This window comes from Duganella rhizosphaerae, from assembly GCF_040364205.1.
In the GTDB taxonomy this organism is placed as follows: Bacteria; Pseudomonadota; Gammaproteobacteria; order Burkholderiales; family Burkholderiaceae_D; genus Rugamonas; species Rugamonas rhizosphaerae.
Window position 1 is genome coordinate 798,081 of record NZ_BPWK01000001.1, and the last position, 22,774, is coordinate 820,854.

General features: G+C 65.5%; 9 protein-coding genes. 5 read left to right on the forward strand and 4 right to left on the reverse strand.

All coding sequences use genetic code 11. From position 1 onward, the window contains the following. Position 1 precedes the first annotated feature (1 nt). Entirely contained in the window at positions 2 to 628 is a 627-nt protein-coding gene (locus tag RUGAMON1_RS03580; protein WP_445229201.1) for a glutathione S-transferase family protein, read from the forward strand. 5 nt (positions 629 to 633) lie between these two features. Here RUGAMON1_RS03580 and RUGAMON1_RS03585 read toward each other — a convergent pair whose 3' ends face one another. The 4 genes from RUGAMON1_RS03585 to RUGAMON1_RS03600 all read right to left on the reverse strand — a co-directional run bounded on the left by RUGAMON1_RS03585 (position 634) and on the right by RUGAMON1_RS03600 (position 10,203). Beyond that, positions 634 to 1,623, reverse strand: a complete 990-nt coding sequence (locus RUGAMON1_RS03585) for a CheR family methyltransferase (RefSeq protein WP_445229202.1) — start codon at positions 1,621 to 1,623, stop codon at positions 634 to 636. Positions 1,624 to 1,631: 8 nt separating this feature from the next. Further along, positions 1,632 to 6,536, reverse strand: coding sequence for a hybrid sensor histidine kinase/response regulator (locus RUGAMON1_RS03590; RefSeq protein ID WP_445229203.1), 4,905 nt, complete (start codon positions 6,534 to 6,536; stop codon positions 1,632 to 1,634). 4 nt (positions 6,537 to 6,540) lie between these two features. Continuing rightward, entirely contained in the window at positions 6,541 to 8,433 is a 1,893-nt protein-coding gene (locus RUGAMON1_RS03595) for a putative bifunctional diguanylate cyclase/phosphodiesterase (protein WP_445229204.1), read from the reverse strand. Between the two features lie 168 nt (positions 8,434 to 8,601). Continuing rightward, positions 8,602 to 10,203: a CehA/McbA family metallohydrolase gene (locus RUGAMON1_RS03600; RefSeq protein ID WP_445229205.1), complete on the reverse strand. Its 1,602-nt coding sequence runs from the start codon at positions 10,201 to 10,203 to the stop codon at positions 8,602 to 8,604. A 196-nt stretch (positions 10,204 to 10,399) separates the two neighbouring features. On the opposite strand from RUGAMON1_RS03600, the gene RUGAMON1_RS03605 reads away from it, so the two are divergent. From RUGAMON1_RS03605 to recD, 4 genes are read left to right on the forward strand one after another with little or no spacing between them, the layout of a single operon-like run. Further along, positions 10,400 to 13,549, forward strand: coding sequence for a CHASE domain-containing hybrid sensor histidine kinase/response regulator family protein (locus RUGAMON1_RS03605; RefSeq protein ID WP_445229206.1), 3,150 nt, complete (start codon positions 10,400 to 10,402; stop codon positions 13,547 to 13,549). 36 nt (positions 13,550 to 13,585) lie between these two features. Then, positions 13,586 to 17,020 carry an exodeoxyribonuclease V subunit gamma gene (gene recC / locus RUGAMON1_RS03610; RefSeq protein WP_445229207.1) on the forward strand — a complete coding sequence of 1,145 codons (3,435 nt, stop codon included), beginning with the start codon at positions 13,586 to 13,588 and terminating at the stop codon, positions 17,018 to 17,020. After that, a complete protein-coding gene (gene recB / locus RUGAMON1_RS03615) occupies positions 17,017 to 20,802 on the forward strand; it encodes an exodeoxyribonuclease V subunit beta (protein WP_445229208.1) in 3,786 nt (1,261 codons plus the stop codon). The genes recC and recB overlap by 4 nt, the downstream gene beginning before the upstream one ends. Further along, positions 20,792 to 22,768 (forward strand): exodeoxyribonuclease V subunit alpha, encoded by a 1,977-nt coding sequence (recD, locus tag RUGAMON1_RS03620; RefSeq protein WP_445229209.1) that lies wholly within the window; start codon positions 20,792 to 20,794, stop codon positions 22,766 to 22,768. Before recB ends, recD begins: the two co-directional genes overlap by 11 nt. Positions 22,769 to 22,774: the final 6 nt, after the last annotated feature.

Here is a 22,774-nt window from a genome sequence, read left to right on the forward strand (position 1 = left end):
TATGAAGTTCTATACGTCGCCGCGCACGCCCAATCCGCGCCGGGTTGCCATGTTCATGGCTGAGAAAGGCCTGAGCGATATCGAGCAGGTGTCGATCGACCTGGTCGGCGGCGCGCACCGCAGTGCCGAGTACCTGGAAAAGAATCCCTTCGGCCGGGTGCCGGCGCTGGAGCTGGACGATGGCCGCATCCTGTGCGAAACCCGCGCCATCTGCACCTGGCTGGAAGGTTATGCGCCCGAGCCTAACCTGATGGGTGACGGCTTCGATGAACGCGCCTTTATCGAGATGACCGACCGCCGCGTTGAGCTGCACCTGTTCATGGGCATCGCCAACTGCGTGCGCCATACGCATCCCGGCCTGGCGATACTGGAGCAGCCGCAGTTTGCCGACTTCGGCGCGTCGCAAGGCGAGAAGATGCGCGACACGGCGCGTTGGCTGGATGGCGTGCTGGCCAAGCAGCCGTTCGTGGCCGGGCAGCGCTTCACCATTGCCGACATTACGACGTTCTGCGCGCTGGAGTTTGGACGCGGCCTGATGAAGTTCCGGCCTGGCGCGGAAGGCATGGAGCATCTGCAGGCCTGGCGCGACCGCATTGCCGAACGGCCGAGCGCCTCGGTGGTGTATTAAGCCTGTCAGGCCACCCGCTTGTACCACGGCTGTTGCGGGAACACCGGCTTGTAATGGACGGCCAACGGGTCGTCCAACTCCAGCGGGCGGTCCAGCACCAGCAGACCGGATTGTGCCAGGCTGTCGTCGAACAGCCGCAGCACGCGTTGGCGCAACGCCGGGCCGAAGTCGGGCAGGGCGCGCCGCCCGAATATCATCTGGAACTCATTGAACGAGGCGTCCGTCACCAGGTTGTATTGTGCCCACGTGATGCGGCTGCGCAGTTGCGGCAGCAGCGCCGCGTGCAGCCCGTCGCCGCTGACTTCGAAATAATCGAGCAGCTTGCCCACGCCGCCGCTGCGCACGTAGTTCGCTTGCAGCTCGCCCAGGCGCGCCATCGGCAGGCTTGCCGCCTGCGCTTCCGCCAGCAGCGCGTCGCTGGAGACGGTGGCGTAGATCTCGGTGCGCGCGCCCAGTTGTTCCTGTTCCAGCAGGATGGCCAGCGTCCACGCCTGCTGGGCGCCGGCGCAATCGGCCAGCCACACGCGCGGCAGCGCGGCACCGTGCAGGCATACGCCCAGCGACATGCGCAGCAGCGATACTTCCGAGGCATCGTCGAACATCAGCGCCGGTTCCACTGACAGTTCGCGCAGCAGGGTGTTCCAGGCATGCGGATCGTGCAGCACGCGCGCCTGCAATTCCGAGATGGTGGCCAGCGACATCTGTTTCATCGCCGCCTGCACGCGGCGCGTGACGACGTCGCGCTGGTAGCCGCGATAGTCGTAGCCGTAGACCTGGAACGCGGCCTCCAACAGCAGCTCCAGCTCCAGCTCCTCGACCGTGGACGGCGAGTGCCGGCGCGGACCATCCGCACGGCCGGCGACCGGCTCGGGCGGCGCTATCGGGCCAGTTGTGCCGATGGTGCCGTTGGTGCCGGTGCTACTGGCCGTGCTGGCCGTACCGCCCGAGTCGGCGGGCCGCAACGCTGCCCGCAACGTAGCCAATAACGAGTTCATCACCGCCATCAGTGCAGCCACACCCGCATCAGCGACAGCAGTTGCGCCACGTCGACCGGCTTGGTGATGTAATCCGACGCGCCGGCGGCGATACATTTATCGCGGTCGCCCTTCATCGCCTTCGCCGTCAGCGTGATGATCGGCAGCGATTTGAATTTGGGGATGCGGCGGATGGCGCGCATGGTGTCGTAGCCGTCCATCTCCGGCATCATGATGTCCATCAGGACGATCTCGATGGTCGGATCTTTTTCCAGCACCTCGATGCCGTCGCGGCCATTTTCGGCGAACGACACCTGCATCTGCTGGCGCTCCAGCAGCGACGACAGCGCGAAGATGTTGCGCAAGTCATCGTCGACGATCAGCACCTTGCGGCCGGCCAGGCCGCCGTCGGCAGCGTGGATCTCTTCCAGCATGCGGCGCTGCGCTTCCGGCAGGCTGGCCTGCGAGCGGTGCAGGAACAGCGCGGTTTCATCCAGCAGGCGCTCCGGCGAGCGGGCATCCTTGATGACGATGGTCTTGGCGTAGCGCTTCAGCTTTGCCACTTCCTTGCGGTTCAACTCCTTGGCGGTATTGATCACGATCGGCAGGTCGCGCAGCGATTCGTCCTTGCCGATGATGTCGAGCAGGTCGAAGCCGCTGATGTCGGGCAGCGTCAGGTCCAGCACCATGCAGTCGAAGCGCGCTTCGCGCAGCGCGTCCAGCGCCGCCTGGCCGGTGTCGACGGCGACGATGTGCAGGTCGGCGTCGCCGATCAGGGCGACGATGGCGTCGCGCTGCATCTGCTCGTCGTCCACCACCAGCAGGCTGCGCTTACCGCCCAGCAGGAATTTCTGGATGCGCGTGAACTCCTCCTGCAACGCGGCCTTGCTGACCGGCTTGTTCAGGTAGGAGATCGCGCCCAGGCGCAGCGCGCGCTCGCGCTCGCGCAGGCTGGACATCACATGCACCGGAATGTGACGGGTGCTCGGGTCGCGCTTCAGGCGATCCAGCACCGTGAAGCCGTCGATGTCCGGCAGGTCGAGGTCGAGCAGGATGGCGGACGGCAGGTAGTCGCGCGCCAGGCTCAAGGCCGAATCGCCTTGCAGCGTAACGATGCCCTTGAAGTTCTTCTCGCGCGCGAAGTCCAGCACGATCTTGGAGAAGCGCTCGTCGTCCTCGATGATCAGCACCGACGGATCGCCCGGCGCCACCAGGCCGCGGTCGTCGCTGCTGCCGTATTGCTCCATGTCGGCGTCGATGTCGGTGATGGCGCTCAGGCTGTCGTGCTCCGGCTGCGACAGTTCGCTGTAGTGCGGCGCCGTGTACACCACCTGCGGGGCCGGCGTCGGCAGGCGCACCTGCGGCTGGCGGCCCATGTCGTAGTTGACGAAACCGGCCCGGTTATACGGAAGGAACAGCGTGAAGGTGGAGCCGTTGCCCACCGCCGATTCGACGCGGATCTCGCCGCCCAGCAGGCGCGCCAGCTCGCGCGAGATCGACAGGCCCAGGCCCGTGCCGCCGTATTTGCGGGCGGTGGAGCCGTCGGCCTGCTGGAACGCTTCGAAGATCAGTTGCAGCTTGTCGGCGGCGATGCCGACGCCGGTGTCGCAAACGGCAAACGACAGCACCGCGTCCGCATGCAGCAGGTTGGGGTGGTCGCTGGAGAAGCCGCTGTTCACCAGGCTGATACTGAGCGAGACCTGGCCGTGCGTGGTGAACTTGAACGCGTTCGACAGCAGGTTTTTCAGCACCTGCTGCAGGCGCGTGGTGTCGGTCATCATCGCGGTCGGCAGGTTGTCCTTCAGCTCCACCGAGAAGCCCAGGTGCTTGGCCTCGGCCATGTGGCGGAAGGTGCGGTCGACGTAGTTGCGCAGGTTCTGGAAGCGGTACTCGGAGACGTCCAGCGTCACGGTACCGGATTCGATCTTCGACAGATCCAGGATGTCGTTAATCAGCGTAAGCAAGTCGGAGCCTGAGCCGTGGATGGTCTTGGCGAATTCCACCTGCTTGCCGGAGAGGTTGCCGTCCGGGTTGTCGCCCAGCTGCTGCGCCAGGATCAGCAGCGAGTTCAGAGGGGTGCGCAGCTCGTGCGACATATTCGCCAGGAACTCGGACTTGTACTTGGAGGACAACGCCAGCTGGGTGGCTTTCTCTTCCAGCGCCAGTTTGGCCTGCTCCACCTCCCGGTTCTTGCGTTCCACCTCGATGTTCTGCTCGGACAGCAGGCGGGCTTTTTCGGCCAGCTCCTGGTTGGTCTGTTGCAGTTCCTGCGCCAGCGATTGCGACTGCGTCAGCAGCGATTCGGTACGGCTGTTCGCCTCAATGGTATTCAGCACCACGCCGATCGATTCCATCAGCTGGTCGAGGAAGGACAGGTGGGTTTCGGTGAAGCGGTCCAGCGAGGCGATCTCGATCACCGCCTTGACCTGCTGCTCGAACAGAATCGGCAGCACGACGATGTTGGTCGGCGGCGCCGCGCCCAGGCCGGACGAAACGACGATGTAATCGCGCGGCACGTCGGTCAGCCAGATGCGCACCTTCTCCACCGCGCACTGGCCCACCAGGCCTTCGCCCGGCAGGAAGGAGGTCGGCAGCTTGCGGCTGGATCGGTAGCCGTAGCTGGCGATCATGCGCAGGCGGGCGTCCGATTCCTGCGAATCCATCATGTAGAACACGCCGTGGTGCGCCGACACCAGCGGCGCCAGCTCGGACAGAATCAGTTTGGTCACGGCCTGCAAGTCGCGCTGGCCCTGCAGCAGCCGGGTGAAGCGCGCCAGGTTGGTCTTCAGCCAATCCTGCTGCGCGTTCTTCAGCGTGGTGTCCTTCAGGTTGCGGATCATCTCGTTGATGTTGTCCTTCAGGTAGGACACCTCGCCGCGCGCCTCCACCTGAATGGAGCGGGACAAGTCGCCCCGTGTCACGGCGGTCGCCACCTCGGCGATCGCCCGCACCTGGTTGGTCAGGTTGGCCGCAAGCTGGTTGACGTTCTCGGTCAAGTCCTTCCACGTACCGGCCACGCCGGACACGTTGGCCTGGCCGCCTAGCTTACCCTCGGTACCCACCTCGCGCGCCACCCGCGTCACCTCGGATGCGAAGGAGGACAATTGGTCCACCATCACGTTGATGGTGTCTTTCAGTTCAAGAATCTCGCCCTTCACGTCTACGGTGATCTTCTTCGACAAGTCGCCGCGCGCCACGGCGGTGGTCACCGCCGCGATGTTACGCACCTGGCCCGTCAAGTTGGACGCCATGAAGTTCACGTTATCGGTCAAGTCCTTCCATGTGCCGCCGACGCCCGGCACATATGCCTGTCCGCCCAGCTTACCCTCGGTACCCACTTCGCGCGCCACCCGCGTCACCTCGGATGCGAAGGAGGACAATTGGTCCACCATCACGTTGATGGTGTTTTTCAGTTCGAGAATCTCACCCTTGACGTCCACCGTGATCTTCTTCGACAGGTCGCCGTTGGCCACGGCGGTGGTCACGTCGGCGATGTTGCGCACCTGGCCGGTCAGGTTACCCGCCATCGAGTTCACGCCGTCGGTCAAGTCCTTCCATGTGCCGGCCACGCCGGGCACGTTGGCCTGTCCGCCCAGCTTACCTTCGGTACCCACCTCGCGCGCCACCCGCGTCACCTCGGATGCGAAGGAGTTCAATTGGTCCACCATCACGTTGATGGTGTTTTTCAGTTCGAGAATCTCGCCCTTCACGTCGACCGTGATCTTCTTGGACAAGTCGCCGTTCGCCACGGCGGTGGTCACGTCGGCGATGTTACGCACCTGGCCCGTCAAGTTACCCGCCATCGAGTTCACCGAGTCGGTCAAGTCCTTCCATGTGCCGGCTACGCCTTTCACCTGCGCCTGGCCGCCCAGCTTGCCCTCGGTACCCACTTCCCGCGCCACCCGCGTCACCTCGGACGCGAAGGAGGACAGTTGGTCCACCATCACGTTGATGGTGTTTTTCAGTTCGAGAATCTCGCCCTTCACGTCGACCGTGATCTTCTTCGACAAGTCGCCGTTCGCCACGGCGGTGGTCACCGCCGCGATGTTACGCACCTGGCCCGTCAAGTTGGACGCCATGAAGTTCACGTTGTCGGTCAAGTCCTTCCATGTGCCGCCGACGCCCGGCACGTAGGCCTGGCCGCCCAGCTTACCCTCGGTACCCACCTCGCGCGCCACCCGCGTCACTTCCGACGCGAAGGAGCGCAGCTGGTCCACCATCACGTTGATGGTGTCCTTCAGCTGCAGGATCTCGCCGCGCACGTCGACCGTGATCTTCTTGGACAAGTCGCCGTTCGCCACGGCGGTGGTCACCTCGGCGATGTTACGCACCTGGGAGGTCAGGTTACCCGCCATCGAGTTCACCGAGTCGGTCAAGTCCTTCCATGTGCCGGCCACGCCTTTCACCTGCGCCTGGCCGCCCAGCTTACCCTCGGTACCGACCTCCCGCGCCACCCGCGTCACCTCGGAGGAGAACGACGACAGCTGTTCCACCATCGTGTTGGCGGTGGTTGCCGCCCGCAGGTACTGGCCTTTCAGCGGCACGCCGTCCACCTCCAGCGCCATGGTTTGCGACAGGTCGCCTTTTGCCACGGCGCCGATCACGCGCGCCATCTCGGTGGTCGGACGGACCAAGTCGTCGATCAGCGCGTTGACCGCGCTGACGATGGTGGCCCAGCCGCCGGACATATTGGGCACCTGCGCGCGCTGCGTCAGCCGGCCTTCGCGGCCCACCACGCGGCTCACGTCCGTCACCACCTGCACCATTTTTTCCTTGGTCTCGATGATCTCGTTGAGCGTGTCGGCGATCTTGCCTGCCATGCCGGTCCAGTCGGACGGCATGCGCGCCGTGAAATCGCCTTTTTTCAGCGCCATCAGGGTCGACAGCAGTCGCTTGGCGTCGATCTGCTCGCCCATGTCGGTCATATCATTCATCGGCTTAGTCCTCGTCGTTTAGGAGGGAATGGGATTTGGTGGCGGGTGCTGGTGGTTTGGCGCCCGTGTGTTCGATCAATTCAGCGGCGGTCAGCGGCGGGAAAAACAGTTCGCCCTGGCAGCTCTCGCAGCCCAGCGCGCGCAGCACGTCCAGATGTTCTTCCTGGTCGACGCCCATCGCCACCACCCGCATGGCCAGCGCGCGCGCCAGGTGGATGACGGCGGCGACGATGTCGGTGCCGCCTTCGTCGTTGCCGATGGCCTGGATGAAGCTGCGGTCTATCTTCAGCGCGTTGAGCTGCCAGCGCTTGCAGGCCGCCAGCGAGGAACGCGCGCTGCCGAAATCGTCCAGCGCGGCGCGCACGCCGCCGGCCTGCAATTGCAGCAGCAACTGGGTCAGCGGCTCGGCCGGGCCTTGCAGCAGCTTTTCGTTCAGCTCCACGCCGATGCTGCCCGGCGCCAGATGCTGCTTGCGCATCGCCGGCAGCAGCGTTTGCAGCAGGTCGGTATTGAGCTGCGGCGTGGCCAGGTTGATCCAGATGCACAGCGGCGCGCTTTTGCGGGCGCCGGCGCCTGCCGCCGCCACCCGCTGCCACAAGGCGGCTTGGGCGCAAGCCTGACCGATCACCCAGACGTCGACGCGGTCCAGCAGTCCGCGATCCTGCACGTGCGGCAGGAACTGCGGCGCTTCCAGCTCGCCCTTGTCGGGATGGCGCCAGTACAGCTGGGCCTCGGCGCCGATGGTGCGGCCGCTGGCGATGTCGACCTGCGGCTGGTAGCGCAGTTCCAGCTCGCCGGCGGCCAGTCCTTTGCGCAGTTCCAGCGCCCATTGGCTGCGTTCTCGCTCGCGCACGTTGAGCTCTTCGTGGAAGAACTGCACCGGGCCGGCGTCGTTTTGCTTGGCGTGGTACATCGCGGTATCGGCGTTCTTCATCAGCGTCTGCGCGTTGTTGCCGTCTTGCGGATAGATGGCGATGCCGATGCTGGCCGCCGTCTTCAATCGATGGCCGGCGATGTCGAAGGGCAGGGCGCACGCGAGTTCGATCTTGCGCGCCACGCGCGCGGCGTTGGCCGCCGCCGCACGGCCTTCGATCAGCACCACGAACTCGTCGCCGCCCAGCCGCGCCACCACGTCGGCCACGCGCACCGCCGCCGTCAGCCGCGCCGAGACCTGGCGCAGCAGCTCGTCGCCCGCTTCGTGGCCGTAGCTGTCGTTGATGTGCTTGAATTTGTCGAGGTCGAGGAACAGCAGCGCGAAGCCGGTGCCGCTGCGGTCCGAGGTGGCCACCGCGTGTTCCAGCTGCTGGATCAGCGCGCGGCGGTTGACCAGGTTGGTCAGCGCGTCGCGGGTGGAGAGCTCGTGGGCGCGCAACTCGGCCTGCTTGCGGTCCTTGATTTCCTGTTCCAGCTCGGCGTTGATGCGCTCCAGGTCTTGCAGGCGCTGCACCCGCAGGTCCTGGTTCAGGCGCGCCAGCTGCTCGCTCTTTTTGCGCAGCTGGATATTCTTCTTCGTCATTTCGACGAACACCGCCACCTTGGCCTGCAGGATCTGCGGGATCACCGGCGTGAACAGGTAATCTGCCGCGCCTTTCTGATAGGCCTTGAGGCGGTTGATCTCGTCCGCATAGTGGGCGGTGATGAAGATGATGGGCACGCCCGCCGAACGCGGGTGGGAGTGGATGGCTTCGGCCGTCTCGAAGCCGTCCATGCCGGGCATGCTGACGTCGAGCAGGATGACGGCGAATTCGTGCAGCAGCACCTGGCGCAAGGCTTCCTTGCCTGAGCCCGCCGTCAACAGGTCGTACACATGCTGGTCGGCGGCCTCGGACAGCAGGCTTTCCAGCGCATATAAGCTCGCCGGATCGTCATTTACGAGGAGGACTTTAGGAATAGGCACGGCTTGCTGAACGGTTGAGGTATCGGGCGGTCGCACTGTGTCTGGCAGGTAAAAGATACTCTTGTATGTCCGGGAGTCAAGCAAAATTGCGCTTAACCATACGATGGTTAAAACAGCATTTTATCAATATGACAATCGCCGTGCAGAAATTTTTTACCAGCAAAAATATTATCGTAATTCAATACTTTGCTGCGCACGATTGCGGCCCCGCTGGGTGACCCAGATCGGTGCGCTCCACAGCATTTTTCCGTCGTCCTGTGTCACCCTGGCGTAATAAAAATGCTCGCCGGTGGCCGGTTTGACGACGCTGCGGACGTTGTTGCCGAGCACGGCGACCGTGCCGTTGCGTCCTGGTACGCCGTGGAAGATCGTGATGGCGGCGGCGCCGCGCCCGCTGGAGTTGGCGTAGTCTGCTTGCAGCGTCAGCCTGCCGCGATTGACGAAGCGCTCGCCCATCAGGTGGCCGTTGGCGGTCAGGACCAGCCGCGCATTTTTATCCATCGTGGCGAATACACGACGGTTGCGCAGTGCCGCCAGCAGGCCGGGGCCGTCCAGCGGCGCGCCGGGCGGCAACAGCACGCCGGTGCGGTTGCTGTAGGAGGCGCCCCAGTTGGCGCAATGGTTGTCCTGGTCGCTGCTGAAGGCAACATGGTAGCCGGCCTCCAGCAGCTTGTTGCAGGCCGTTTCGTAGTTGCTCAGATGAGTTTCCGTCTCGTCGCTGCGGGTCGAAAAAGCGCTGCTGTTCATCACTTCGCACAACACCATGGCCTGGTCGCCGTCGGCGTTCCAGGCCAGCGGCTTGCCCAGCATGGCGAACTGGTCGTCCTGCGGATGGTTGAACTGGCCTATCCAGCCGCGCTCGCGCATCAATTTGTACAAAAAGGCGTAGTCGCCTTTGGGACTTTCCGTATCGGCGATCAGCTCGCCGAGGGCGTTGCGTTCCCAGCCCAGCAGTTCCTCGCTGTTGAGGATATTGAGGTGGCCGCCATGGTTGATGACGCCCCATTCCTGGCCGTAGATGGCGACAAAGCCCTGATGGCCCTGGTTCCACGCGGCGGCCGCTTGCAGGCCGCTCCGGTACAGCGCCTTGGCGGCGGCCGGATCGGCGGTGTTGTTGGTGCCGTCCGAGCCGTCGTACATATGGTTGTGCTCGGACGTCATCAGGAAATCCAGGCCGTGCTGTTGGGCATAGGCATAGGCGTCCGTGGGGCCGAGCGCGGCGCTCTGCGGCGCCTGCGCGCCGGTGCAATGGTCGAGCGCGCCGCCGCCGTCGCTGTGGTTGGTCTGGCTGTGCAGGTTGCCCAGATAGACGGCGTAGGGAAAGGTATCCACTGCCGTCGGCGCCAGCAGCGATGCCATCGGCGCCGGGCTTTTGCCCACCATCACGTTCCAGCTTTGCTCGACAGTGGGACTCGCGCCCGCTCTGGCGCGCAAGCGCAGCCGGTAGATGCCGTGGCGCAGCGTTGACGGCGCGCGCCAGCGCAGCGTCACGTCGTGGGTGGGCTCGGCCATGGCATGCGCGCCGCGCCAGCTGCGCAAGCTGCGGCCGTCCGGCGCCAGCAGGGCCAGGCGCCAGCGCAGCGTGTCGCCCGGCTGCGGATCCGGCGCGGAAAAATGCAGCGCCAAAGTGCGCGCGCCGTGGGCGTCGGCGTGGAAGGGCGCTTCCAGCCAGGCATCGAATTCGTGATGGTCAACAGTCGTCGCACGACTGGCCGCCGATATACAAACGATGCTTGAGAAAAATACCGCTACCATGGATGGGGCGCGCATGATGAGTCTCCCGCAATGCCGGCAAATTGCCAACCTCATCTTTTAGAGCGCGCCTTATCGCATATGGTTCCCTTGAATTTAGAGGGAGAAATTGGTGAATTCTCTCCAATTGTTTCACTGGTTCCCGAGCGGCATTAATAGTATGCTGCTGTGATGCAAAATTTTCCGCAAATTTATCGACCTAAAGTGATGGCGCATGCTCAAATCGGGTAACGCGACGGAAGCGGTTCGCAGCCCCCGCCTGTTGTTCTGGCTGGCGGGCGGCGCGTTGGCGCTGGCCGTCGGCGCGGCCTTGTATGGTACCGCTGCCAAGACCGTCGACGACGATGCCAACCAGCGTTTCGAGAACCTGGCGCGCAGCACTCAATACGGTATTTCGGCACGCATCAAATCGTATTCCGATCTGACGCGCGGCCTGGTGGCGCTGTTCCAGACCAGCGATGATTTGACACGCCTGCAATTTCACGAATACGTGGCCAGCCTGGAGATTCCGCGCCACTTCCCGGCCATCGAAGCGGTGACCTGGGCACCGCTGGTGCCCGACGCGCAGCGCGACGCCTTCGTCGCCCGCGTGCGCGCGGACCGCAGCATGTCGCCGCAGGGCTATCCGGACTTCGACATCAAGCCGCCAGGCCGGCGCCCGCACTACGCCGTGCTGACCTATCTGGAGCCGGCCTCGATGATGGGCGAGAAGATGGGCGTCGACGTGGTCGCCAATCCGCTGGTCGACAAGCTGGTGGCGGCCTCGCGCGACAGCGGCCAGGTCAGCGCTTCCGGCCAGCCGATCGTGGTCCAGCAGCCGTCGCCGCACATCGGCCTGGGCATCCGCTTGCCGGTCTATCGCCGCAATATGCCGGTGGCCGATGTGGCGGGCCGGCGCGCCGCCTATCTGGGCTCGGTCGGCATCGGTTTCAGCGTGTCCAAGCTGGTGCAGGGCGCCATCGACGAGATGACGGTGCGCCAGGTGCACCTGATGCTGTATGCCGACGGCAGCAAGGAAGTCGAGCAGCGCCGCCTGGTGATCGAGAAGACCGACCGCCTGCTCTTCAACGACAACGGCTCGATGAAGGCTGAGCCCATTCCGGTGGCGTCGCGCAGGGAGTATTTCGAGTCGGTGCTGCCGATCGATTTCAACGGCAGCCTGTGGAAGGCGCAGTTCCAGGTCAGGAAATCCGAGCTGCTGACGCGATTCGACCTGTATTTCCCGTGGGTCGCCGGCCTGACCGGGTTCGCCGGCACCATGCTGCTGTACAGTTACTTCTTTGTGCTGTATTCCTCGCGCCGCCGCGCGCTCAAGCAGGGCGTGCTGCTCGACACAGTGCTCAACAACGTCGACGCCCACGTCTACATGAAGGACCAGAAGCGCCGCTACATCTACGTCAATGCCAAGATGGCCGACTCGATGGGATTGCCGGTGGAGCAGATCGTCGGCAAGCTCGATCGCGAACTGATGCCGACCGCCGTCGCCGACGCCGCGTGGGCGCAGGAGCGGCCGGTGTTCGCCGACAACGTCAAGCGCTCCGGCGAGACCAAGTACGTGGGCCGCGACGGCGTGGTGCAGCACCTGTGGACCGTCAAGGTGCCGGTGGAGATAGACCGCGCCGTCACGGCCGTCATCGGCCTGTCGACCGACGTCACCGAGCTGCATCAGCTGAAGGAGGAAGCCGACATCGCCAACCAGGCCAAGAGCGATTTCCTGTCCAATATGAGCCACGAGATCCGCACGCCGATGAACAGTATCATCGGCATGGCCCACCTGGCGCTGAAATCGGTCACGCATCCGAAGCAGCGCGACTACCTGCAAAAGATCTACCATTCGGGCCAGCACCTGCTGGGCATCATCAACGACATCCTGGACTTCTCCAAGATCGAAGCCGGCAAGATGGACCTGGAAGTGCTGGACTTCTCGCTCGACTCGCTGCTGTCCAATATGTCCAGCCAACTGGGCGAGAGCGCGGCGGCCAAGGGCCTGGAACTGGTGTACGAGATCTGGCCGGGACTGTCGCAGCAGCTGCGCGGCGATCCGCTGCGGCTGGAGCAGGTGCTGCTGAACTTCACCAGCAACGCCATCAAGTTCTCGGAAAACGGCAAGGTGTATGTGCGCGCGCGGCCGCTGGAGGAGCGCGACGGCCATATCCTGGTGCGCTTCGAAGTGGAGGACCACGGCATCGGCATGTCGCCGGACCAGCTGGAGCAGCTGTTCCAGTCCTTCCACCAGGCCGATACCTCGACCACGCGCCGCTACGGCGGCACCGGCCTGGGACTGGTCATCAGCAAGCAGCTGGCGGAGCTGATGGGCGGCGGCGTCGGCGTCGACAGCCATCCCGGCGCCGGCAGCACCTTCTGGTTCACGGCGCGGCTGGCCAAGGGCGTCAGCATGCTGCAGCCGAGCGACGAATCGGTGCAGCCGGATGTGCTGGACAGCATACGCGGCGCCTCCATCCTGCTGGTCGAGGACAATATCTTCAGCCAGCAGGTCGGCCAGGAGCTGCTGGAGGACGCCGGCGCCACCGTCTGCGTGGCCAACAACGGCAAGGAGGCGATCGACCTGCTGCTCAAGGAACGCTTCGATTGCGTGCTGATGGACGTGCAGATGCCGGTGATGGACGGCTACGAGACCACGCGCCTGATCCGCGCCCATCCGAAATTGTCGGCCACGCTGATCATCGCGATGACCGCCAACGCCGGCCGCGACGACCAGGAACGCTGCCTGGGCGCGGGCATGGACGAATTTGTCACCAAGCCGATCGCGCCCAATTTGCTGTTCAATATGCTGTCCAAGTGGATGAGCCAACGGGCGCGCACGGCCAGCTTCGCGCGGCCGTTGGCGCCGCCGCCGCCGTCGTACTTCACCATGGCCGATGGCGCGTCCGCGCCGCTGCAAGGGCAGGTGCGGGCGATGGCGCCTGGCGTGGAGCCGCCTGCGGCGCGGTTGGAAGCGACTGCGCCGCCGATGCCGGCGAACGCCGTGGCGCCGGCTTCGGTGCCGGTAGAGGCGGAGCTGCTCGATGTCGCCGCGCTGGCCCAGACTTTCGGCGGCAAGGCCGACAAGATGCGCAAGTACGCGCTGCTGTTCCTGGACTCGGCCCGCGAGGGCCTGCGCGAAGTCGACACGGCGCTGGCGCGGGAAGACCTGGCGCAGCTGTCCGAGCTGGGACATCGCATCAAATCGTCGGCCCGCGCGGTGGGCGCGATGCGCTTCGGGAACCTGTGCCTGGCGCTGGAAAACGTGCGCCATGACGCCGATTGCACCAACGCCCGGCAACTGGTGCAAAAACTGCACGCCATGCTGGCGCTGCTGAACGAGCGCATGGAGCAGGAACTGCTGGCCTACGACCCCGGCTAGAGCGATAATACGGGCTCTATTCCCACGAAGAGCCCTATGCATTCGAGCATCACCCCCGGCCTGCTGATTTTGCATGGTAATCAAATGGAGCAGCTGCGCGCGGCGGTGTTCCAATGGCTGCGCAATCATCCGCTGGGGGCGCTCGAATCGGAAACCATCCTGGTGCAGTCGAACGGCGTGGCCGAATGGCTGAAGATCGCGCTGGCCGAGGAAATGCGGGTCTGCGCCGCCACCCGCGTGGCGCTGCCGGCGCGCTTTTTGTGGGAAACCTATCGCGGCATGCTGGGGCGCGAGCGCGTGCCGGTGCGCTCCGCCTTCGACAAAGGGCCGTTGACCTGGCGTTTGATGCGCCTGCTGCCCACCCTGCTGGCCGATCCCGTGTTCACGCCGCTGCGCCACTTCCTGGCCGACGGCGAGGCCGAACGCCGGCTGCAACTGGCCGAACGCCTGGCCGACTTGTTCGATCAATACCAGGTCTATCGCGCCGACTGGCTGGACGACTGGGCCCACGGCCGCGACCAGTTGCGCAACGCCCGCAACGAGGCGCACCCGCTGCCGGAAGACCAGCGCTGGCAAGGCCAGTTGTGGCGCGCCGTGATCGCCGACGTTGAACCGCATGAGCGGGAGCTGGGCCGCGCCACCGTCCATACCGAATTCGTGCGCGCCAGCGCCGCCGGCGAGGAACCGCTGGGCCGCCTGCCGCGGCGCATCGTGATCTTCGGCGTTTCTGCGCTGCCGTATCAAAGCTTGCAGGCCCTGGCTTCGCTGTCGCGCTACACGCAGGTGCTGCTGGCGGTGCCCAATCCGTGCCAGTTCTATTGGGGCGATATTATCGAAGGCCGCGAGCTGCTGCGCAGCGCGCACCGCCGCCAGCAGCTGCGCAACGGCCAGGATCTGGGCGCGATTCCGCTGGAAGAGCTGCATGCGCATAGTCATCCGCTGCTGGCCAGCTGGGGGCGGCAGGGCCGCGATTTCATTCGCATGCTGGACGAATTCGACGAGGCCTCGGCCGCCGCAGCCGCTGAAAACGACGAGGTTGCGCCACTGCGCATCGATTTGTTCAGCGACGACGAGGGCGCGGGGGGAGATAGCCCGCTGCTGTCGCAGGTGCAGGCGGCCATCCGCGATCTGCTGCCGCTGTCCGAACATCCACAGATACCGCCGCCGGACGACGACCGTTCGATCGAGTTCCACGTCACCCACAGCGTGCAGCGCGAGGTGGAGGTGCTGCACGACCAGCTGCTGGCCATGTTCGCTGATGGCAGCGGCCTGCGTCCGCGCGACGTGGTGGTGATGGTGCCGGACATCGACACCTTCACCGCCGCCATCCACGCGGTGTTCGCGCAGCATCGCCGCAGCGATCCGCGCTACATCCCGTTTGAAATCGGCGACGTCAACGATCGCAGCGTCAATCCGCTGCTGGTGGCGCTGGAATGGCTGCTGCGATTGCCGCAGCAGCGATGCCGCCAGAGCGAGGTGCGCGACCTGCTGGACGTGCCGGCGCTGGCTTCACGTTTCGGCTTGAAAGAGGACGACCTGCCGACGCTGGGCTTGTGGATCGAGGGCGCCGGTGTGCGCTGGGGGCTGGATACCGAACACCGCGCAGGCTTGGGTCTGGGCGCTGCGGGCGAGCAGAACTCCTGGCTGTTCGGCGTGCGCCGCATGCTGCTCGGCTACGCCAGCGGCGAGGACGCGGCCTTTGCCGGCATCGAAGCGTACGGCGAAGTGGGCGGCCTGGATGCGGCGCTGGCCGGATCGCTGGCGCAGCTGGTCGAAGCGCTGCTGCACTGGCGCGCCGTGCTGGCGCAATCGCACTCGCCGGCCGAGTGGGGCGTGCAGGCGCGCGCGCTGCTGGCGGCCTTCTTCAAAGCCGGCGAGGAGGGCGACCGCCTGACGCTGGCGCATCTGGACGATGCGCTCAACAACTGGCTGGAGACCTGCGAAGGCGCGCAATACGATGAAGCCGTGCCGCTGGCCGTGCTGCGCGAAGCGTGGCTGGGCCTACTGGACGAGCCGACGCTGAACCACCAATTCGTCTCCGGCGGCGTGACCTTCTGCACGCTGATGCCGATGCGCGCGGTGCCGTTCCGCGTGGTCTGCCTGCTGGGCATGAACGACGGCGACTTCCCGCGCCGCGCGCCCAAGGCCGACTTCGACCTGCTGGCGCAGCCGGGCATGGCCCGTCCGGGCGACCGCTCACGCCGCGACGACGACCGCTACCTGATGCTGGAAGCGCTGCTGGCCGCGCGCGACAAGCTGTACATCAGCTGGGTCGGACGCAATGTGCGGGACAACAGCGAGCAGCCGCCGTCGGTGCTGGTGTCGCAGCTGCGTGATTACCTGGTCAATGGCTGGCAGCTCAAGGAAGAACATCTGCACGCGCGCACCACGGAGCACGCCTTGCAGCCGTTCAGCCGCCGCTACTTCGAGGATGGCGGCCTGCTGACCTACGCGCGCGAATGGCGCGAGGCGCACGGCGAGGAGGCCGGCGATGCCGCCGCCACCGAGCTGCCGCCATACGAGATCGATGACAAGTACCGCCTCAAGCTATCGACGCTGACCAATTTCATGCGCCAGCCGGTGCGCTTCTTCTTCCGCCAGCGCCTCGGCGTGATGTTCGGCGACGCCGCGCTGGTGGGCGAGGACGAGGAACCGTTCTCGCTGAATGCGCTGGAACGCTATCTGCTCGAAGACACGATGCTGGACGACGGCGCCGAGGCGGAAGAACTCCATCAGGTCTACGACAAGATGACCGAGCGCGCCGAACGCCTGGCGCGCGAAGGCGTGCTGCCGATAGGTTTGATCGGCCAGCAGTACCAGCACCAGTTGGTGCAGGCGCTGGTGCCGGTACGCGTCGCCTGGCTGACGCTGCGCGAACGCTACGAACTGCCGGCGCCCAAGGTGGCGCTGAGCCTCCAGCTGGCCGGTGTGCAGATCGACGACTGGATCGACCAGCTGCGCAGCAACGGCAGCGACACCGTATGGCTGGCGCAGATGTCGTCCAAGGTCACGGACAAGCAGGGCAAGCCGCGCGGCGACAAATTGATCGCCATGTGGATGCGCCAGCTGGCGGTGGCGGCGGCCGGCATGCCGGTCGCCGGCTTCCTGGTGGCGCGCGACGCCATCGTCACCATGAAGCCGCTGGCGCAGGCCGACGCGCTGGAAGCCTTGCGGGAGCTGGTCTGCCTGTGGCGCGACGGCATGAACCGTCCCTTGCCGACCGCCTGCAAGACCGCCCTGGCGCTGGCGCAGGAAGGCGATCCGCGCGGCGTGTACGATGGCGGCTTCGAGATCTCCGGCGAGAACGACGACTTGTGCCTGGCCCGCCTGTGGCCGGACTTTGCGGCGCTCAGCGGCGAACCGGATTTTGCCGACGTCTCGCAAGCGCTCTACGGACCGCTGGCCGACTGGTTGGAGCATTCCATCACGATAGACGCCATTGACGCCCAAGGCGGCGAGGACGCAGCATGAGCAGTATCAGCACAAACGCCGCCAATTCGCTTGAGCCCCTGAGCTTCCCGCTGCACGGCTCGCGCCTGATCGAGGCCAGCGCTGGTACCGGCAAGACCTGGACCATCGCCGCGCTATACGTGCGGCTGGTGCTGGGCCACGGCGGCGACAACGCCTATCGCCGGCCCTTGCTGCCGGCCGATATCCTGGTGATGACCTTCACCCGTGCCGCCACGCGCGAGCTGTCGAACCGCGTGCGCGAACGGCTGGTGGAGGCGGCGGCTTACTTCCGAGGCTACTCGGCGATGGGCCTGGGCGCGGGCAGCGGCGTGGTGCGCGACGATTATCTGGATGCCATCCTCGAATCCTACCCAAGCCACGGCGAGCAGCAGCAAGCCGCGCACCGTTTGATGCTGGCGGCGGAGACGATGGACGAGGCGGCAATCTTCACCATCGACGCCTGGTGCCAGCGCATGCTGCGCGAGCACGCCTTCGACAGCGGCAGCCTGTTCGACGAGGAGCTGGTCAGCGATGAGCAGGCCCTGTTCGAGGACGCCGCGCACGACTACTGGCGGCAGCAGGTCTATCCGCTCAACGCCGTATCGCTGGATGCGCTGCTGTCGTGCTGGGGCGATGTAGGCGCGTTGAAGAAGTCGATACGGGAGCTGGTCAAGCGCGCCGACATCATCGGAGACCGCAGCGTGCCGGGCGCCACCGCCGGATCGCTGGCCGAGCTGATCGCCGCCGTCCAGCGCGAGCAGCAGGTGCAGCTCGCGGCCCTGAAGGCCGGTTGGATCGAGCGCGCCAACCGCATGGAACAATGGATCGCCACGGAGCGGGTGCTGTCGCCCAAATGCTTCAACGGCAACAAGATGCGGGCCGATTCGCTGGTGGCGTGGTTCAACGGCCTGCGCGCCTGGGCGCAAGATCCCGCCATGGTCATGCCCGACATCTCTGACACCGCCTGGAAGCGCCTGACGCCGCTCGGCCTTGAAGACGCTTTTTCAAAAGGCTACACCGCCACGATCCCCGACGACTTCGACGCCATCGAACCGCTGAAACGGGCGCTGGACGACATCGAACCGCTGTCGCACGCGCTGTACCGCCATGCGGCGGGCGCCGTCGCCGGCCGCATGGCGGAGCTGAAAAAGCGCAGCCGCCAGTTCGGCTTCGCCGACATGCTGGACCGCCTGAACGCGGCGCTGCAAGGCGAAAACGCCGCCGCGCTGCGCAAGCGCATCACCGACCAGTACCCGGTGGCGATGGTCGACGAGTTCCAGGACACGGCGCCCAACCAGTACCAGATCTTCAACCTGCTGTACCGCGTGGCGGACAACGATCCCGAGACGGGCCTGTTCCTGATCGGCGATCCGAAGCAGTCGATCTACGGCTTCCGTGGCGCCGACATCCACAGCTACCTGTCCGCGCGCCTGGCCACCACCGGCCGCCACTACCAGCTGAGCACCAACTACCGCTCGACCAAGCCGGTGGTGGACGCGGTCAACCACCTGTTCATGTACGCCGAAGGCCAGCCTGCGGAAGGCGGCTTCGGACGCGGCGCTTTCCGCTTCCGCGATCCCGGCACGCGCGTGAATCCGCTGCCGTTCGAAGCGGTCGACGCCAAGGGACGCGGTGAACGCATGGTCAACGCGACGGGCGATGTGCCGGCGCTGGTCATCGCATGCAGCGCCACGCAGGACCTGAAAGCCGACAGCTACCGCGAATTCTTTGCCTGGCACTGCGCCGAGCATATCGTCGCGCAGCTCAACGACGAGAACGCGGGCTTCGCGGGCCCGAAAGGCTTCGTACGCCTGCAACCGGCCGACATCGCCGTGCTGGTGCGCGACCGCAAGGAGGCGGCGGCCATACGCCGCGCGCTGCAGCGGCGCCAGGTCGCCAGCGTGTATTTGTCGGACAAGGATTCCGTCACCGACAGCGAGGAAGCGGCCGACGTGCTGCGCTGGCTGTCGGCCGTCGCCAGTCCGCTGGATGGCGGCCTGGCGCGCGCCGCCTTCGCCACCCGCACCACGGGCCTGCCGCTGGCGGAACTGGCGCTGCTGTCGTCGGACGAACTGGCGTGGGAGGCCCGCGTCGAGCAATTGAAAGCGCTGCACATCGTATGGCAGCGGCAGGGCGTGCTGGCGATGCTGCGCCGCTTCATCCACGAACTGAAACTGCCGGCCGCCTTGCTCCAGCAGCCGGGCGGCGAGCGACGACTGACCAACTTGCTGCACCTGGCGGAGCTGTTGCAATCGGCCAGCCGCCAGCTCGATGGCGAACAGGCGCTGATACGCTGGCTCGCCGAGCAGATCGACGGCGGCGAGGGCGCCGGCGACGAGCGCGTGCTGCGCCTGGAAAGCGATGCGGAGCTGGTGAAGGTGGTCACCGTCCACAAATCGAAGGGCCTGGAGTATCCGCTGGTGTACCTGCCGTTCGCCGTCACGGCGCGCAAGGTGGAGCGGCGCAACCGCAGCTTCTTCGAATTCAGCGACGAGGATGGCGTGCGCCAGATCGACATGGCGCTGACCGACACCGCGATGGAACTGGTCGAACGCGCGCGCCTGCAGGAGGACTTGCGTCTGCTGTACGTGGCGCTGACGCGGGCGCGCCACTTCCTGTGGCTGGGCGTGACGGCGCTGGCCGCGCGCAAGGCGGGCGACAACACGCTGCACGAATCGGCACTGGGTTATCTGCTGACCGGTGGCGAAGCGCTGCCCTCGGACCTGATGATGGAACGCTGGGGCCACGCCTGCAAAGGCTGCGATGGCATCAGCATCGAGACGCTGGAGATGGCGATGCAGCAGTTCACGCGCCTGAGCCGCATCGAACAGCGCCCGCCGTTGCTGGAGCCGCAGCTGTACACCGGCCGCTTCGAACGGGATTGGTCGGTGGGCAGTTTCAGTTCGCTGGCGCGGCGCACCGGCCCGACCGGCACCATCGGCAGCGGTGGCAGCGGCGGTTCGTCCTTGCCGGTGCCGCGCGACGGCTTGCAGGAGAACCTGCTGGAAGGCGCCGGCATGCCGTCGATCGCGCTGTCGAACCGCGTGGAAGACGCGCCGTGGCATCGCTTCCCGCGTGGCTCCGTGCCGGGTAACTTCCTGCACGAGCAGCTGGAGTGGATGGGGCAGGAGGGCTTTGCCGTCGTCGATCACGAACACTTCGAATCACGCCTGACGCGGCGGGTGGAGCGCGCCGGTTGGGGCAATCGCCTGGAGGATACGCTGGCGTGGCTGCGCGAGATCGCCACCACCACCTTGCCGTATCTCGATGCGCCGCTGAGCGCCATCGCCTCGCCGCTGCCCGAGATGGAATTCTGGTTCCCCAGCGAGCGCCTGAGCACCGGCGCGCTGGACACCTTGTGCGCGACCCATCTGCTGGGCGGCGTGGCGCGGCCGGCGCTGCCGGAGCGTCAGCTGCATGGCATGCTGAAAGGCTTCGCCGACCTGGTGTTCGAGCACGAAGGCCGGTTCTGGGTGCTGGACTACAAATCGAACGCGCTGGGCGCGGGCGACGCCGCCTATCACCAGCCGGCGCTGGTGGCGGCGATGGCCGAGCACCGCTACGACATCCAGGGCGCGATCTACATGCTGGCGTTGCACCGGTTGCTGCAAAGCCGCCTGGGCGACCAGTACGATCCGGCCGAGCACCTGGGCGGCGCGATTTTCCTGTTCCTGCGCGGCATTGCGAACCAGCAAACGCGCGGTTGTTACCTGATAGAACCCGATCCCGAGCTGCTGGACGGGCTGGACCGGTTGCTGGATGAGTCCGGCGTAGCGCAAGCAGAGGCACCGCATGAGTATTGAAACGTCCGCCGTCCTGTTCGAACAGGTCGACGCCTTGACCGAAAACGGCCAGCTGCGCCGGCTGAGCGGTGCCTTTGCGCGCTTCATTGGCTCGGTTGGCGTCAGTTCGCCGCAATTGATGGCGGTTTGTGTGCTGTTGTCCGAACTTGAAGGGCGTGGACACAGTTGCCTGATGCTCGATGAGTTGCAGGATGATCTCTCCGTGCAACTGGGCTGGACCAGCGACGAATGGCGGGCTCTGCGCGATGCGGCCGGCGCATGGCCGAAAAACGCCGCCGCCTGGGGCGCGTTGCTGGCGGGTTGCGACCAGGTCTTGCCGGTGGGCGACCTGGATTTCCAGCAACCGCTGGTGCTGGACGGCGAACGCCTCTACCTGCGCCGCTATTGGCGCGACGAAACACTGGTCGCAGAAGCCGTGCGCGGCCGCGCGCTGGGCGGGCTGATCGCCCTCGACGCCGACACCAGCACCGCCGATGTGCGTCACTGGCTGGACATTCTGTTCCCGCACGCTCCCCGGGGCGGCGCCACCGACTGGCAAAAGATTGCCTGCGCGGTGGCCATGCGAGGCAAGCTGGGCATTATTACCGGCGGCCCGGGTACCGGCAAAACGTACACGGTGGCTCGATTGCTGGCCTTGTTGTTTGCCACGGCCGGCGACCGCCAGTCCGGCTTGCGCGTGGCGCTGGCTGCGCCGACCGGCAAGGCGGCGGCGCGGCTCAAGCAATCGATTGATAGCGCGCTGGACGATTTGGCGGAAAAAGTGGGCTCGGCGCTGCCGTTGCGCGAGTTGGCGGCCCGCATGGGCGCCGCCCGCACTTTGCACAGCCTGCTCGGCGCGCGCCCTGATACGCGTGCCTTCCAGCACAATGCCGGCAATCAGCTGGATGTCGATGTGTTGATTGTTGATGAGGCATCAATGATCCATCTGGAAATGATGTCCGCGCTGCTGGCCGCCTTGCCCAAAACGGCGACCTTGATCTTGCTTGGTGACAAGGATCAGCTGGCATCGGTGGAGGCGGGCGCGGTCCTGGGCGACCTGTGCCACAACGCCGAAGCGGGCGGATATGAGGCGGAAACCTTGTCATACGTGCAAGCGAGTGCCGGCCAGCAGATCCCGGATGGCTTTGCCGGCGACGGCGGACCTATTGCTCAGCAGACAGTAATGCTGCGTGAAAGCCGGCGTTTCGGCGGTCCGATCGGCGCCTTGGCGTTGGCCGTGAACGCCGGAAATGCTGCCGCATCGCTACAAGTTTTGCGTGACAGCACTGACGGGAGGGTGGCCTGGATCGATCCGGCGCAGTCTTCCGACTTGTTGCAATTGGCTTGGGCGGGCCGCGCCGGCGCCGCCGGCGGCTACCAGGCTTACCTGAAAATGATCAAAAACGGAGCCCCGGAAGGCGGGGAGGTCGTACATCTTGCATGGGTGAAAGCTGTGCTGACCAGCTTTGAAACCTTCCGAATTCTGTGCGCGGTGCGCGACGGCGAGTGGGGTGTTGCTGGATTGAATGATGCCATCGAGCAAAGATTGCAGTCGGCCGGATTGCTGCGGAGAAGCGGCGAATGGTATGTCGGGCGGCCGGTCATGGTCACCCGCAACGATTACGGGACTGGTGTTTTCAACGGCGATATTGGCCTGACTTTGCCCGACCCGGCACGTCCCGGGGCGCTGCGCGTCTACTTCTCGGAAGGTGACAATGTGCGCAGCGTTCTTGCCACACGGCTGCGCAATGTCGAGACGGCGTTTGCCATGACGGTGCATAAATCACAAGGTTCCGAATTCCAGCATACGGTGCTGGTGTTGCCCAAAGACAGCGGCGGCATGCTGGCGCGTGAGCTGATCTACACCGGCATCACGCGCGCCCGCGACTACTTTACGTTACTCACGCCGAACGGCCAGGTGCTGCTCGACGCCATCGCCCAGCGCACCCAGCGCGCCAGCGGCCTGCGCACGCTGCTCGGCAACTAGTCCCTC